Below are 13,348 nucleotides of genomic sequence, written 5' to 3'. Positions count from 1 at the left end.
CGAAATTCATCAGCGCGTGGTGCCCAGGAGCAGCGAAGCGAGTGCCGCCTGTGGGTCGCTCGGCGGCGAGGCCGGCCAGCCGATGTCCTTTTGGACGTGCGCCGGCAGGGCATTCAGCGCGCGGATCGCCTTGTTCCTGGCATGGGCCTGCCTGATGGTCACACCGAAGCGGTTGAGGTTTTCGAACATCGACATTTCTATCTCCTTGAGAACTGAGGCGGCCGTGGTCGTGGAGATCTCCGGCCGCCGTTTCGACGTCCGCTAAATGCGTTGAATATGTATCGGATGGATTTCGCGAAAACAGCGTTTCGGTTTCCGGATCGACTCGATCCGGAAACATTTGCATGCAAATGAATTTTGCCCAGGTAATTGAGGCAGGCAGATGAGGGGCGGCGCCAGGATTGTCAGAAAAATGCGGCGTCAGATGACACGCGGCATTCTTCTTTGCATGACTACTCGCGGCCCCGCCGCGCCGCGTGGCCTTCGCGTGAGCGCCGGCGCGGGGTGGCATCGCCTGCCACACCGTCCTCGCTCACCGTCTTGCGTGGCGGCAGTTTCACCGCCGCCGACAGTTTCGGGAACGGATCGACCTTGTTCGGCAGTGCCATGGCATAGACGAAATGCTCCTGGAATTTTGGTTCCAGCGCGGTCTCGATCTTTTCGATCTGGCTCACCGTCTCCTCGATCTCACGGCGATAGCCGCGATTGAGCAGCGCCATCCGCGCACCGGCGCCGGCGGCGTTGCCGACGGCCGAGACCTTGTCCAGGTCGCAATCGGGGATCAGGCCCAGCACCATGGCGTATTTCGGATCGATGAACGAGCCGAAGGCGCCGGCGAAGTGGATGCGGTCGACATGCTCGGTGTGCTGCTTTTCCATCAGCAGCTTGGTGCCGGCATAGAGCGCCGCCTTGGCGAGCTGGATGGCGCGCACGTCGGTCTGGGTGATGGTGATCTTCGGCTCGCCTTCCTTCAGCACATAGGAGAAAGTGCGGCCGTTGGCGACGACACGCGGCGAGCGCGCGGCGAGCGAGCCGTCGACGACGCCATCTTCCGAAATGATACCGGCGAGATACATTTCCGCCACGATCTCGATGATGCCGGAGCCGCAGATGCCGGTGACGCCGGTCGCCTGCACGCTGTCGAGGAAGCCCGGTTCGTCGGACCACAGTTCCGAGCCGATGACGCGATATTTCGGCTCCAGCGTTTCGGGATCGATGCGCACGCGCTCGATGGCGCCGGGGGCCGCACGCTGGCCGCCGGAGATTTCGGCGCCCTCGAAGGCCGGGCCGGTCGGGGAAGAGGCCGCCACGACCCGCGCACGGTTGCCGAGCACGATCTCGGCGTTGGTGCCGACGTCGACGATCAGCATCATCTCGTCCTGGCGATGCGGACCTTCCGACAGCGTGACGGCAGCCGCGTCGGCACCGACATGGCCAGCGATACAAGGCAGCATGTAGAGCCGCGCGCCCTGGTTGAGCTTGAGGCCGATGTCGGATGCCTTGATGCGCACGGCGCCCGAGACGGCAAGCGCGAAGGGGGCGCCGCCGAGTTCGGTCGGATCGATGCCGAGGAACAAATGATGCATGATCGGATTGCCGACGAAGACGGAATCCAGGATGTCGTTGCGCTGGACGTTGCCTTCCGCGCAGACCTTGTCGACGAGGCTGGAGATCGCCTCGCGCACCGCGACCGTCATGCCTTCGCGGCCGTCCGGGTTCATCATCACATAGGAGACGCGGCTCATCAGATCCTCGCCGAAGCGGATCTGCGGGTTCGACGTGCCCGACGAAGCGGCGACGCGACCCGATAGCAGCGACACCAGATGCATGGCGATGGTGGTCGAGCCGATGTCGCAGGCGAGCCCATAGGCCTCGTTCTTGAGGCCTGGCCACAGGGCGATGACACGCGCTATGTCGCTGTCGGCATCCTTGTGGATGGCGGCGGTGGCGGTCCAGTTGCCCTTGCGCAATATGCCCTGCACCTGCGGCAGCAAATAGAAGTCGAATTCGAGGTTCTTGAGACCCCAGTCCTTCATCAGCGCGATCTTGAGCCGGTCGAGATCGCCGAGCGGCTTGTGCATGTCGGGTTCTTCGATCTCGACATAGCACATGCGGATGGCCGTATCGCGGGCGATCACCCTGGTGTCGGCATCCTTGCGGATGGTCTGCGCGTTGATGACGGTATCCTGCGGCACGTCGATGACGAGGTCGCCGAGGATTTGTGCCGAGCAGGAGAGGCGGCGCCGTTCAGGCAGGCCGCGCACGCGCTCATAGCGCTCTTCCTTGGGGCCCTTGGCCGAAATGTGGTCGTTAGAGGAGACGATCTTGTGCTTGGCGAAATTGCCTTCCTGCACCTCGACCTGGCACCGCCCACAGGTGGCGCGTCCGCCGCACACGCTCTCGACATAGACGCCAAGCTGGCGCGCTGCATCGAGCACCGGCGTGCCGACAGGAAACCGCCCGCGCTTGCCGGACGGCATGAACAGCACGAGCGGATCGGTAATGTTTGCAGGTGAATTCACGATTGCGCGCTTATCCCCTTGCCATGCGGGCTTCACGGCCGCCACGGCGGCGGCCGCCATTGCCGCCGCCTTCGCCCGGCGCGTTGACAGCGGTCGGAGCGGCAACGGCCTGGCCGCCTTCGGACGGCTTGTAGTCCTTGTAGGTCCTGATCCAGTTGGTGCAGTTCTCGTCGGTGCCGTTGAGCACATTGGCGCCGCGCACGGCTTCCATTTCCTGCGGACGCACCGGGTTCATGATAGCCGAGGTCATGCCGGCGCCGATCACCATCGGGATGAAGGCGGCGTTGATGCCGTGACGGTGCGGCAGGCCGAAGGAGATGTTGGACAGGCCGCAAGTGGTGTTGACCTTGAGCTCTTCGCGCAGGCGGCGCAGCAGGGCAAACACCTGGCGGCCGGCATCGCCCAGCGCGCCGATCGGCATGACCAGCGGATCGACGACGACATCGTGCGCCGGAATGCCGAAATCGGCGCAGCGCTGCACGATCTTCTTGGCGACGGCGAAGCGCACGTCCGGATCCATCGAAATGCCGGTCTCGTCATTGGAGATGGCGACGACCGGAACATTGTACTTCTTGATCAGCGGCAGGATGGCTTCGAGCTTCTCTTCCTCGCCGGTGACGGAGTTGACCAGCGGGCGGCCCTTGGCGACCTTTAGCGCGGCCTCGATCGCGGCGGTCACCGACGAGTCGATCGACAGCGGCAGGTCAACCAATCCCTGAACGATCTCCAGTGTCTTCACCAACAGTGCCGGCTCGGTCGCGTTCGGGTCGACGGCGGTGACGCCGGCATTGACGTCGAGCATGGTGGCGCCGCAGGCTGCCTGTTCCAGCGCGTCCTTGATGACGGTCTCGAAATTGCCGGCCACCATCTCGGCGGCGAGCTTTTTGCGGCCGGTCGGGTTGATGCGCTCGCCAATCACGCAGAAGGGCTGGTCGAAGCCGATGATGATTTCTCGTGTCGCCGAGGCAACGATGGTCCGGGTCATGAAATCTCTCCGTCGTGATATAAAGAGTTCTTTATATCGTTATCTGATTTTGATCAAGCGAATGGTCGCTCTCCGCGCGGATCAATGCGCGGTCTTCACCATGTCCACCTGGGTTTCGGTAATGTCCTCATGCAAGATGCGGTCGAGCCGGTCGGCGACCATCTGATCGTCGCGACGAATCTCACGCTTCCATGGCTGGCGGCCCTTGAGCACGCCCGATTCATCGACGATCTCGGCGACATATTCCTCCTGGCGGTAGGCCATCACATGGACACCCGAGACGCCTGATATTTCCTTCACCTCGTTGATGATGTCGATGCAGAGCTGCTTGCCTTCCTTCTTCTGGTCCTGGGCGCCCTCGAGCCGCTTGATGACGGTATCCGGAATGTGGATGCCCGGCACATTGGAGCGGATCCATTTGGCCGTCTTGGCCGAGGCGAGCGGGCCGACACCGCACAGGATGAACACCTTCTCGGTGTGGCCGAGATCGCGCGCCTTCTGCATGAACGTCTTGAACATCGGCACGTCGAAGCAATACTGCGTCTGCACGAACTGCGCGCCGGCGGCAATCTTCTTGCCGAGATGGATCGGGCGGAAGTCGAAGGGCGGCGCGAACGGGTTGACGGCCGCGCCGAGGAAGATCTGCGGCGGCGTCGTAAGCTTGCGGCCGGACAGGAACTTGCCGTTGTCGCGCATGATGCGGACGGTTTCGAGCAGCGACATGGAATCGAGGTCGAACACCGGCTTGGCCCCGGGCTGGTCGCCGGCCTGCACGCCATCGCCGGTCAGGCACAGCATGTTGGCGACACCCATGGCGGCACCGCCCAGCACGTCGCCCTGAATGGCGATGCGGTTCTTGTCGCGGCAGGCGATCTGCATGATCGGGGCATAGCCCATGCGGGTCAGAAGCGCGCAGATGCCGACCGAGGACATGTGGCAGTTGGCGCCCGAGGCATCGACGGCGTTGATGGCGTCGACCCAGCCATCGAAGATCCTGGCTCTGTTGTAGACATCCTCGGGATCGGCGCTGTCCGGCGGATTGAGCTCGGTCGTCACCGCGAATTCGCCGCGCCGCAGCACGCGCTCCAGCCGGCCGCGTGAAGAGTGGCCGGGCAGGGGATCGAGCGGCAGGTGAATGCCGTCCGGGTTCTCGTCGCGCTGACGGTCGCTCATGCGGCGGCTCCGGACTTGGCGCTGTCGGCGGCTTCGCGCGCCGCGGCAGCCTGCGCGGTGACACGTAGCCAGGCCGAAGTTTCGCGCAACGATTGATCGACCGGCTTCTGCACAGTCAGGATCTTGTCGTTGTTGACCATGTTCTGCGAACCTTCCCAGGCCTTGACCCAGACGCAGGGCATATCGGGCTCGACCTCGCAATTGCCATTGGCGCGCACGCCGCCGCATGGGCCGTTGCGCAATTGCTTGGGGCAGTTCATCGGGCACGACATGCCGGTCGACGAAAGAATGCACTGGCCACACATGCGGCAGTCGAACATGAAGCCCTTGACGCGCTTCTCGACGAACTTCACCGGCGCTTCGACGCGGCCATAGCCGATCCCTTTCCACAAGGGATGCAGCAGCAGGAAGGTGTCTGCGAAGCGGGCATAGAACCATTCGAGCAATCGCGAGTGCCGAATAGACCACAATCTCACCGCAAAGGAACGCTGTACGCGCCGCTGCGGCGACACGTCGGCCGGCTTGTAGTCGGATTTCGGCGCTGCCTTCTTGACCAATGTGGCCTGGGTAACCGGCTGGACAACCCTTTGGCCATCTTTGACAGGAGTCGTGTCAGACATTTTCTTTGCCACCCGCCTTGACCAGAGCGACCAGCCGCTCGCGGTCATATTTCGCATCAAGCTCGTGAAAGGCCTTTTCGACCTCGGCTTCGAGATCGTCGCCGACCGGGACCGGATCGGCCTTGCGCCATTCGGCGAGATAGTCGTCGGTGCCGCCGGCGCCGGTGCGCATGGCGCACATGTCGATCGCCTCGGTGAAACGCAGCGGCAGTTCGCGCTTGGCGTTCTGCCGGCCCTTCTTGACGATGACCTGGGCAGGGATGTCGCGCCAGTAGACGACGATAAGATCGGCCATGAATTCTCGCTCCTCGAACTTTGGAGCATTGCCGCAAGCCTCGTTGGCCCGCTTGTTATGGGACGACGCGCGCGCATTCAAAAGCGACGCATTTGGATGTCGTAAAATGAAAGGTGCGTTTATTCGTTTCCGGCGTGTGCCGGCGGCGGGCTGGGCGTGCCGGAAAGCTGCGTCGCGTCATGCTGGTCCGGACGAGGAAGAGCTACCAGATTCCGGTTCTGAGGCCCGTCCAGAGATAGAACCAGATGGTCGGATGATACCATTGCCGTGACGGCAAGCCCGGATCGATGGTGGCGAGCCTTCCAGCCAGGACATCGCGGACCGCCGCCACGCAGATGTCGCGCGAAAAGGCGGCCTGTCGCAGGGCATAGTTTGAGATGTTGTCGCCGCGTTCGGGTTTGCCGCGCGCCTGCCGCAGCGCGCCGCCGGTGTCGACGCCGGCATCGACCAACAGCACGGTGGTGCCGAAATTTTGCGCATCACCCGATGCCAGCGCCCAGTAGCCGCCGTTCATGCCACGGTATTTGGGCGTGATGCCGGCGTGGTAGTTGATAACGGGACAAGTGATCTTCGACAGCGTGGCGCGCGTCAGCATCCGGCAGCCGGCGAGAAACACGACGCCCGGCCGGAGGGTGGCTATGGCATCCAGGCATTCGGGTGCGTTGGCGGAGGGGACGTGTATGATCGACTGCCCCGGTTTCGGTTCGGGCTGCATGTTCTGCTCGGCGATCATCCTGTCGGCATGACCGGCAAAGAAGCGCTTTCCCAGGCGCGTCAGCACCATCGTGCCCAACTGGCCGATGACGGGGACCCAACCCTGGCGCCGGGCGCGCCTGACCAGCAATTGCTTTTTGGACTCAGGCGCTTCGAGGATGACGTTGACGGGACCCAAACTGTCGGCGATGGCGTTGATGACCGCCCAGATATGCGGCCCGCCTTCGGTGACGACGACGATGTTCGACTTCTGGGGTTCCATGGTTCGCGACGCACCGCTGGACAAGACGCGGCCGGCTCCGGCCTTGGCACGTGCTATGCTAGGGCGTCCGGGTTAATCCTTGGTGATCAGGCGCCCCGAGCATCGTCAGCGCTTGAACTCGGTCTCCGATGCGTCGCCGGCGAGAGACAGGTTGGGATTCGTCTGCAGGACAAGCTTTGCCGATGTGCTGGCTGCATTGCGGGCCGGGGAAGGGGCGGCCTAGTTGTCAGCTCTGTGCCGCGGCACTTGCCAGCCCTGCTGTCAAATCTCCGAAGCCGGTCGCGCGGCGCTCATAGGCGAGGCCAAGCATGGCGGCGGCCTTCTCGGCGACCTTGTCGAGTTCCGGATCGTCGGTCTGGGCGAGGTAGATCAGCTTCTCGTAGTTGCCGAAATAATCCTTGATCAGCTCCGGGTGCTTGTCGAGGCCGAGCGGCTTCATGAAGAAGGCATCGAACTGACGGCAGAGGAAGTCCGTCATGTAGAAGGACATCATGTCGTCGTCTGCGACCTTCGCGTAGGCTTCCATGCCTTGATAGAAGGCGAAGCAGTGCGGTCCAGCCATGCGCTCGACGCCATGTTTCTCCAGGACGCGGTCAAGCAGGCCGCCAGTGCCGCAATCGGCATAGCCGACGAAGATGTGCTCATAACCCTCTGCCTTGGCCTTCTCGATCGCCTTGTCCATGGCCGGTGCGATGCGGTCGGGATAGAAATGGAACTCCGCCGGCAAACATGTCAATTCGAGGTGATCCAGCCCGAGCTGTTCCTTGACGGCCAACACCTCGCGGGCAATCATCCCGCAGGCGATGATAAGCACCTTGTCCGCTTGATTCGGTTTGGTTTTCTGTGTCTTGGCCATGATGGAACCAGTCGAGCCGGCCTTTGTTGCCACGGGGCTAATTTATCTATCGAGGGAGACGCCGTCCATGAAACTGCTACGCGTAGGGCCTGTTGCCGTTCTTGCCTGTGCCCTGGCCCTTACGGCCTGCGCGAACACCGTCTGCGGCGTCGGCAAGGACGTCAAATCGACGGCCAGGGCGGTCAAGGACACCGTCACCAAGCCCTGATCCGCGCGGCCTTCCCAATCATCTGGGAACAAAAAAGCCGCGCTGCAAGGCGCGGTTCTTTGATGGCTCATTGCGGCGCCGTCAGGCTCAGGCGGAAGCGCGGACGTTGTGTCCGCCTAATTGCCTTGTTTTTGTTATGCAATTCTCGGTTATGTTCCAATATGTTGCTTATCCGAGGATCGAGTTGACGCCAGCAGCAAGTTCGGCGGAATCGTCTCCGCGCGGGAACAGGTGCGAATAGACGTCACCAGTGATGGCCACAGAACTATGTCCCATTCTCTCTTGAACGGTTTTCAATGGCAAGCCGAGGCCGCCATCCGCAGGCCTGTTGATTAGCCATGATGCGAAGAAGTGCCGCAGGGCGTGCATTCCATACTTGGCCTTACCGTCCTTGTTTGTGACACCGGCCACGACCTGTGCGGGATTGTAACCGCGCTGCACGATGTTGGAAAGCCGCTCGACGTTGCCGCTTCCATTCGGGAACACCAGATCGCCTTTCGGCATTCTTTCCGCCATGCATCCAGCGCAGCCGCAACGGGCGAGGGGAGCGGCACGGTTCGAAAGCCTGCCTCTGACTTCGGCGGGCCAATCTGGTTGAAGCGGTCGGCACGCTGTCTGAGATGGATGTTGGCGGCCTCGATGTCCACCCACCGGAGACCGCGTAACTCTGACGCGCGCAAGCCGCAGAAGGCTGCCGCCATCAATAGCGGGCGCCAGCGGCCAGTGGCTTCAGCCAGTACGCCCTTCACCTCCTGCCGTGTTGGAATGTCCACGCCAACGACGACCTTGCCTTTGGCGCGCCGCGCACCGGCACCGTCGCGATATTCAGCTAGCCAAGCGATATGACGTTAGTAGCAATGGTGTCGTCGGCGGCATTGGCGGTGCTGCAAGTTATTTCCCCGGATCGGTAGCAGGCACGACCGCGACAGGTGGCGAATATGCTTAACTACGCAACTGCAACCTGACCCTCTACCGGTTGTTGAACCAGATGGCCGTTGGCGCTAGTCCTGTGGGATGAAACGGAAGAATCTTGATATTGAACTGCTACGCGGCTTCGCCGTTGCGATCACGATGGTTGCGCACTTCGTCGTCATTGTACCTGAGTGGGCGGATTGGACCGGCTACTTTTGGCTAGGCGGGGGAGTAGACCTATTTTTTGCAATCTCTGGGTTTCTGATTACAGGAATTCTTATCCGGGACATAGACCCAGCCAAATTCTGGGCAACCGGCTACCAATTCTGGAGACGAAGGTTCTACAGGTTGTTTCCGGCGGCTTTCTTCTGGGGCGCGGCAGTCGTCGCACTTGGAAGCGTTTTCAACTCTTTTGGCAGCTTTGGCGAAGGCAATGGGCTGCTTGATAGCTGGGTCGCAGCGCTATTCAATCTGGAAAACTTCTACATCTACGCATGTGTCAATCAGTGGATGGGAACGTACAATCCCTCGCCTCTGTGGCCCTACTGGAGTCTGTCCCTGGAGGAGCAATTCTATCTGGCTGCGCCATTTGTGCTGGCGTTCGTAGGCGTACGTTGGTGGCTTCTGGTCGCGTGTCTGGCGCTCGCATTTTTGCAAGTCCTCACTGCTCGTCAGTTTGGGAACCTTCTATGGTTTGTTCGGACTGATTCGCTGCTTTTCGGATGCTCCATCGCGCTCGCATGGTCGTTATGGCCTGCGATCATGTCGCGCATAGCGGCCCTGCGACTCTCGATCTTGCAATCTGGGCTGGCTGCCGCCTCGGTCTTGCTTATCGTGACGGCGCGGCCCGCGCTTTCTCCCTATTTCATGGGATTCGTAGCCCTGAGCGCCGGATCTATAGTGCTGCTTGTTTCGGCTGACAGGCAGGCACTCACCGGTTCGGCGTCGATGCGAGCCCTGGCAGTCTACGTCGGCAGCCGGTCTTATTCGCTGTATCTCGTTCATCAACCTGCTTATGCACTTATCAAAGAGGTTAGCCTAAGTGCGGGGCTGCCTCTCTCCAGCGTGTCGGCGCAGATTGGGGGAACGATTGTCGCAGTTGGGCTCAGTTTTGCTGTGGCTGAATTCTCATACTTAGTTGTTGAGAATCCAGCACGGCAATGGGGGGCGAAACGAGCACAAAGAATGTATCCTCGTATCGAGACCGAGGTTGCTTAAAATGCGCAGGCCGGCAACCAGTGAAACACGCTATTATGGCCTAAGTCGTTGATTTTATCGGAAATCTGCTAGGCTGAAGCGCGGACGTTGTGCTTGCGCTTCATGTAGTCCTTGGCGGTCTCGACCGCCACCGCCGCATCGCGGCAATAAGCGTCGGCGCCGACAGCCTTGCCGAACTCCTCGTTGAGCGGCGCGCCGCCAACCAGCACGACATAGTCGTCGCGGATGCCCTTTTCCTTCATGGTGTCGATGACGACCTTCATATAGGGCATGGTGGTGGTGAGCAGCGCCGACATGCCGATGATGTCGGGCTGATGCTGCTCGATCGCATCCAGATACTTCTCGACCGCGTTGTTGATGCCGAGGTCGATGACGTCGAAGCCGGCGCCTTCCATCATCATGCCGACGAGGTTCTTGCCGATGTCGTGGATGTCGCCCTTGACGGTGCCGATCACCATCTTGCCCTGCTTGGGGGCGCCGGTGGCGGCGAGCAGCGGGCGCAGGATGAACATGCCGGCCTTCATCGCATTGGCGGACAAAAGCACCTCGGGAACGAACAGGATGCCGTCGCGAAAATCCTCGCCGACGATGCGCATGCCTTCGACAAGCGCTTCGGTCAGCACCTTATAAGGCGCCCAGCCGCGCTCGAGCAGGATGCGCGTGCCTTCCTCGATCTCTTCCTTCAACCCGTCATAGAGGTCGTCGTGCATCTGCTGCACCAACTCGTCGTCGGAAAGTTCAGAAAGGATGATCTCGTCGTCGGACATTTTTTACCCAGCTCCCTACGGCATCGCGACTGTGTCGCAAGGCACAAAATATTAGCGTTCATACCTAACCCGCAACGGGTGTGTATCCATAGCTGATTTGCGACTTCCCGCAAAAGGAAAGCGACTGGAAAATCTATTGGTTTTCTTGTCGATTTTGCGACAGGCGTTGGCGCGGACGGGCCGTTTCGAATAGGGTGCATGGCTACGATCCGGCGAAAGCCGCGCCATGCGGCCCCAACGGTTATGGACCAGCAATAGGCAGGCCAGGTCATATTCAGGCCAGGCCATATTCAGGGAAGAGCGATCATGAGCGAACACGCGGCAGTCGACCAGGAAGCGTCAAACGCGCGGCGTGGGCGCGGTGCCAGCGGCGGAGCAGCGGCCAGGCGCGCGGCGCGCTCCGGCGGCGGGCCAGGCACGCAGCTCACCTACATCAAGCGCAAGATCAACGTCTATGAGGTGCTCAACGAGGAAGGGCTGGCCCTGATCGAGAAGAACACCGATACGGTGCTCGAGGAAATTGGCATCATCTTCCGCGACGACGCCGAGGCGCTGCAGCTCTGGAAAGAGGCCGGCGCCGACGTCAAGGGCGAGCGCGTCCATTTCCCGAAAGGTCTCTGCCGCTCGCTGCTGAAGACCGCGCCATCCATTTATACCCAGCATGCCCGCAATGCCGAGCGCTCGGTGCAGATCGGCGGCAATGCCACGGTGTTCGCACCGGTCTATGGCCCGCCCTTCGTGCGCGACCTCGATGGCGTCAGGCGTTATGCCACGATCGAGGATTTCCAGAATTTCGTAAAGCTCGCCTATATGGCGCCGTCGATCCACCATTCGGGCGGCACGGTGTGCGAGCCGGTCGACGTGCCGGTCAACAAGCGCCATCTCGACATGGTCTACGCGCATATCAAATATTCCGACAAGCCGTTCATGGGCTCGGTGACCGCGCCGGAGCGCGCCGAGGACACGGTGGCGATGGCCAAGCTCGTCTTCGGTGACGACTTCGTCGAGAACAACACGGTGCTGACCAGCCTGATCAACGCCAACTCGCCGATGGTGTTCGACGAGACCATGCTGGGCGCGCTGAAGGTCTATTCGCGCCACAACCAGGCCTGCATCGTCACGCCGTTCATCCTGGCCGGCGCAATGAGCCCGGTGACGGTCGCTGGCACGCTGACGCAGGTCCTGGCCGAGGTGCTGGCGGGCGCCTCGTTCACGCAGCTGATCCGGCCGGGCGCGCCGGTGCTGTTCGGCACCTTCGCCTCGTCGATCTCGATGCAATCGGGCGCGCCGACCTTCGGCACGCCGGAGCCGTCATTGGTGTCTTACGGCGCGGCGCAACTCGCCCGCCGGCTCGGCCTGCCGTTCCGCACCGGCGGCTCGCTGTGCGCCTCGAAAGTCCCGGATGCACAGGCGGCCTATGAAAGCGCCAACACGCTGAACTCGACCATCCTTGCCGGTACCAACTTCGTCCTGCATTCGGCCGGCTGGCTCGAGGGCGGGCTGGCCTCCTGCTACGAAAAATTCATGATGGACATCGACCAGCTCGGCATGCAGCAGAAATTCTGCGAAGGCGTCGATCTGTCCGAAAACGGCCAGGCCATGGACGCCATCCGCCAGGTCGGCCCGGGCAGCCATTATCTCGGTTGCGACCACACCCAGGCCAATTTCCAGACGGCGTTCTACCGGTCCAACATCGCCGACAACAATTCCTATGAGCAGTGGCTGGCCGAGGGCGAGAAGACCGCACCGCAGCGTGCCAACGATCTCGCCCGCCGTTGGCTGGAAAGCTACGAGGCGCCGCAACTCGACCCGAGCATCGACGAAGCGCTGAAGGACTTCATCGCCAGGAAGAAGGGGTCGATGCCCGACGCCTTCACTTGAAAGGAGCCCGAGTCAGGCGGGGCTAAAGTCGCCAACATCATCCACAAGGAAGTCTGGCGGAGCGCTTTTTCCGATCCGGACAAGAAGGGATGAGTCTGTGCGCGGCATGATCGAGGAGATCGCGGCCGCGCTTGGCGCCCACGGGCTCATCCTGCGCGGCGGCTTTGTCTTTCCCGATGATGAGGATGTTCCTCCTAGCGCCTCGGGCGCTGGCGCAAGGTCCGTCCTGCTCGTAGGGCAGGCGGGCGCGGCACCCTGGCCGCATTTCCTGCGCTGGCGGGAAAGGCAGACGCAGGTCATCGCCAATCCTCTCGATGCGTGGTCACGCGACGTGATCGGCGCGGTCGCGGAGAAGTTTGGTGCCCGCGCCGTCTCGCCCTCCGACCGTCCCTATCTGCCATTCCAGCAATGGGCGATGCGGGCAGAGGGGCTAAAACGGTCGCCGCTCGGTATTCTCATGCATCCACGATACGGGCTTTGGCATGCCTATCGCGGCGCGTTGCTGTTCGAGGACGAGATCGCGCTTCCGGAGCAGGCCGCGGCGATCCATCTTTGCGACGCCTGTGTCGACAAACCCTGCCTGAAATCCTGTCCGGTCGGCGCCTATTCGATCGAGGGGTTCGCCTACCAAACCTGCCTGGCGCATGTGCGGGGAGCAGATGGGGAGCCCTGCCGGAGCGGCGGTTGCCTTGACCGAAATGCCTGTCCTCATGGCACGTCCTACCGCTATCCGCCGGAGGTCCAGGCCTTTCATATGGCGAGCTTCATGCGCTAGCGGCACGCCGCCGGCGGCAAAGATGCCGGCGAATGCACGAAAAGAACTTGCCACATACACCCCCGTGGCTCCTTTGCGGGGAATATGCGTCGTGGCCGGTCGATACGCTTTTGTGAACGCCGCCCGTCAGCCTGGCCTTGCCCTTCCAACCGGCGCCGAT

Annotated in this window: 14 protein-coding genes; 4 read left to right on the top strand and 10 right to left on the bottom strand. The window is 61.9% G+C overall.

Annotation, left to right across the window (positions count from 1 at the left end; genetic code table 11):
• Positions 1–9: 9 nt before the first annotated feature.
• The 8 genes from FJW03_RS11005 to FJW03_RS10970 form a co-directional block, all read right to left on the bottom strand.
• Positions 10–195, bottom strand: a complete 186-nt coding sequence (locus FJW03_RS11005) for a hypothetical protein (RefSeq protein ID WP_140612315.1) — start codon at positions 193–195, stop codon at positions 10–12.
• A 257-nt stretch (positions 196–452) separates the two neighbouring features.
• A complete protein-coding gene (locus FJW03_RS11000; RefSeq protein ID WP_140612313.1) occupies positions 453–2,582 on the bottom strand; it encodes an ASKHA domain-containing protein in 2,130 nt (709 codons plus the stop codon).
• Positions 2,533–3,507 carry a methyltetrahydrofolate cobalamin methyltransferase gene (locus FJW03_RS10995; protein WP_140765814.1) on the bottom strand — a complete coding sequence of 325 codons (975 nt, stop codon included), beginning with the start codon at positions 3,505–3,507 and terminating at the stop codon, positions 2,533–2,535. Before FJW03_RS10995 ends, FJW03_RS11000 begins: the two co-directional genes overlap by 50 nt.
• Before the next feature lie 81 nt (positions 3,508–3,588).
• Complete coding sequence (locus tag FJW03_RS10990) at positions 3,589–4,680, bottom strand: methylenetetrahydrofolate reductase (RefSeq protein ID WP_140765812.1); 1,092 nt, start codon at positions 4,678–4,680, stop codon at positions 3,589–3,591.
• Positions 4,677–5,300: a methylenetetrahydrofolate reductase C-terminal domain-containing protein gene (locus FJW03_RS10985; protein ID WP_140765810.1), complete on the bottom strand. Its 624-nt coding sequence runs from the start codon at positions 5,298–5,300 to the stop codon at positions 4,677–4,679. The genes FJW03_RS10990 and FJW03_RS10985 overlap by 4 nt, the downstream gene beginning before the upstream one ends.
• Positions 5,293–5,595: a virulence factor gene (locus tag FJW03_RS10980; RefSeq protein WP_137933169.1), complete on the bottom strand. Its 303-nt coding sequence runs from the start codon at positions 5,593–5,595 to the stop codon at positions 5,293–5,295. The genes FJW03_RS10985 and FJW03_RS10980 overlap by 8 nt, the downstream gene beginning before the upstream one ends.
• A gap of 202 nt (positions 5,596–5,797) precedes the next feature.
• Positions 5,798–6,571: a formyl transferase gene (locus FJW03_RS10975; RefSeq protein WP_140698328.1), complete on the bottom strand. Its 774-nt coding sequence runs from the start codon at positions 6,569–6,571 to the stop codon at positions 5,798–5,800.
• Between the two features lie 226 nt (positions 6,572–6,797).
• The gene (locus FJW03_RS10970; RefSeq protein ID WP_140765808.1) at positions 6,798–7,427 is read right to left on the bottom strand and encodes a DUF1638 domain-containing protein; all 630 of its coding nucleotides are present in this window, start codon (positions 7,425–7,427) and stop codon (positions 6,798–6,800) included.
• A gap of 67 nt (positions 7,428–7,494) precedes the next feature.
• On the opposite strand from FJW03_RS10970, the gene FJW03_RS10965 reads away from it, so the two are divergent.
• A complete protein-coding gene (locus FJW03_RS10965; protein WP_140765806.1) occupies positions 7,495–7,635 on the top strand; it encodes an EncA/B family entericidin in 141 nt (46 codons plus the stop codon).
• Between the two features lie 168 nt (positions 7,636–7,803).
• Here FJW03_RS10965 and FJW03_RS30230 read toward each other — a convergent pair whose 3' ends face one another.
• Entirely contained in the window at positions 7,804–8,139 is a 336-nt protein-coding gene (locus FJW03_RS30230; protein WP_226890631.1) for a tyrosine-type recombinase/integrase, read from the bottom strand.
• Positions 8,140–8,649: 510 nt separating this feature from the next.
• On the opposite strand from FJW03_RS30230, the gene FJW03_RS10955 reads away from it, so the two are divergent.
• The gene (locus FJW03_RS10955) at positions 8,650–9,765 is read left to right on the top strand and encodes an acyltransferase family protein (RefSeq protein ID WP_140765804.1); all 1,116 of its coding nucleotides are present in this window, start codon (positions 8,650–8,652) and stop codon (positions 9,763–9,765) included.
• 68 nt (positions 9,766–9,833) lie between these two features.
• On the opposite strand, the gene FJW03_RS10950 is transcribed toward FJW03_RS10955, so the two are convergent.
• Positions 9,834–10,532 carry a corrinoid protein gene (locus tag FJW03_RS10950; RefSeq protein ID WP_140495658.1) on the bottom strand — a complete coding sequence of 233 codons (699 nt, stop codon included), beginning with the start codon at positions 10,530–10,532 and terminating at the stop codon, positions 9,834–9,836.
• Between the two features lie 306 nt (positions 10,533–10,838).
• Between FJW03_RS10950 and FJW03_RS10945 the strand changes: the two genes are divergently transcribed.
• Positions 10,839–12,413, top strand: a complete 1,575-nt coding sequence (locus FJW03_RS10945) for a trimethylamine methyltransferase family protein (RefSeq protein ID WP_140698320.1) — start codon at positions 10,839–10,841, stop codon at positions 12,411–12,413.
• Between the two features lie 97 nt (positions 12,414–12,510).
• Positions 12,511–13,188, top strand: a complete 678-nt coding sequence (locus tag FJW03_RS10940; protein WP_181165715.1) for a hypothetical protein — start codon at positions 12,511–12,513, stop codon at positions 13,186–13,188.
• Positions 13,189–13,348 lie beyond the last annotated feature (160 nt).

The organism is Mesorhizobium sp. B4-1-4 (assembly GCF_006439395.2).
Classification (GTDB): Bacteria; Pseudomonadota; Alphaproteobacteria; order Rhizobiales; family Rhizobiaceae; genus Mesorhizobium.
The sequence above is the reverse complement of the archived record's forward strand: the minus strand, read 5'-3'. Positions and strand labels throughout refer to the sequence as shown.

Excerpts from the sequence above, each read along its gene's own strand:
- FJW03_RS11005 (WP_140612315.1), bottom strand. The coding sequence starts at position 195 with ATGTCGATGTTCGAAAACCTCAACCGCTTCGGTGTGACCATCAGGCAG.
- FJW03_RS11000 (WP_140612313.1), bottom strand. The coding sequence starts at position 2,582 with ATGGCGGCCGCCGCCGTGGCGGCCGTGAAGCCCGCATGGCAAGGGGAT.
- FJW03_RS10995 (WP_140765814.1), bottom strand. The coding sequence starts at position 3,507 with ATGACCCGGACCATCGTTGCCTCGGCGACACGAGAAATCATCATCGGC.
- FJW03_RS10990 (WP_140765812.1), bottom strand. The coding sequence starts at position 4,680 with ATGAGCGACCGTCAGCGCGACGAGAACCCGGACGGCATTCACCTGCCG.
- FJW03_RS10985 (WP_140765810.1), bottom strand. The coding sequence starts at position 5,300 with ATGTCTGACACGACTCCTGTCAAAGATGGCCAAAGGGTTGTCCAGCCG.
- FJW03_RS10980 (WP_137933169.1), bottom strand. The coding sequence starts at position 5,595 with ATGGCCGATCTTATCGTCGTCTACTGGCGCGACATCCCTGCCCAGGTC.
- FJW03_RS10975 (WP_140698328.1), bottom strand. The coding sequence starts at position 6,571 with ATGGAACCCCAGAAGTCGAACATCGTCGTCGTCACCGAAGGCGGGCCG.
- FJW03_RS10970 (WP_140765808.1), bottom strand. The coding sequence starts at position 7,427 with ATGGCCAAGACACAGAAAACCAAACCGAATCAAGCGGACAAGGTGCTT.
- FJW03_RS10965 (WP_140765806.1), top strand. The coding sequence starts at position 7,495 with ATGAAACTGCTACGCGTAGGGCCTGTTGCCGTTCTTGCCTGTGCCCTG.
- FJW03_RS30230 (WP_226890631.1), bottom strand. The coding sequence starts at position 8,139 with ATGCCGAAAGGCGATCTGGTGTTCCCGAATGGAAGCGGCAACGTCGAG.
- FJW03_RS10955 (WP_140765804.1), top strand. The coding sequence starts at position 8,650 with ATGAAACGGAAGAATCTTGATATTGAACTGCTACGCGGCTTCGCCGTT.
- FJW03_RS10950 (WP_140495658.1), bottom strand. The coding sequence starts at position 10,532 with ATGTCCGACGACGAGATCATCCTTTCTGAACTTTCCGACGACGAGTTG.
- FJW03_RS10945 (WP_140698320.1), top strand. The coding sequence starts at position 10,839 with ATGAGCGAACACGCGGCAGTCGACCAGGAAGCGTCAAACGCGCGGCGT.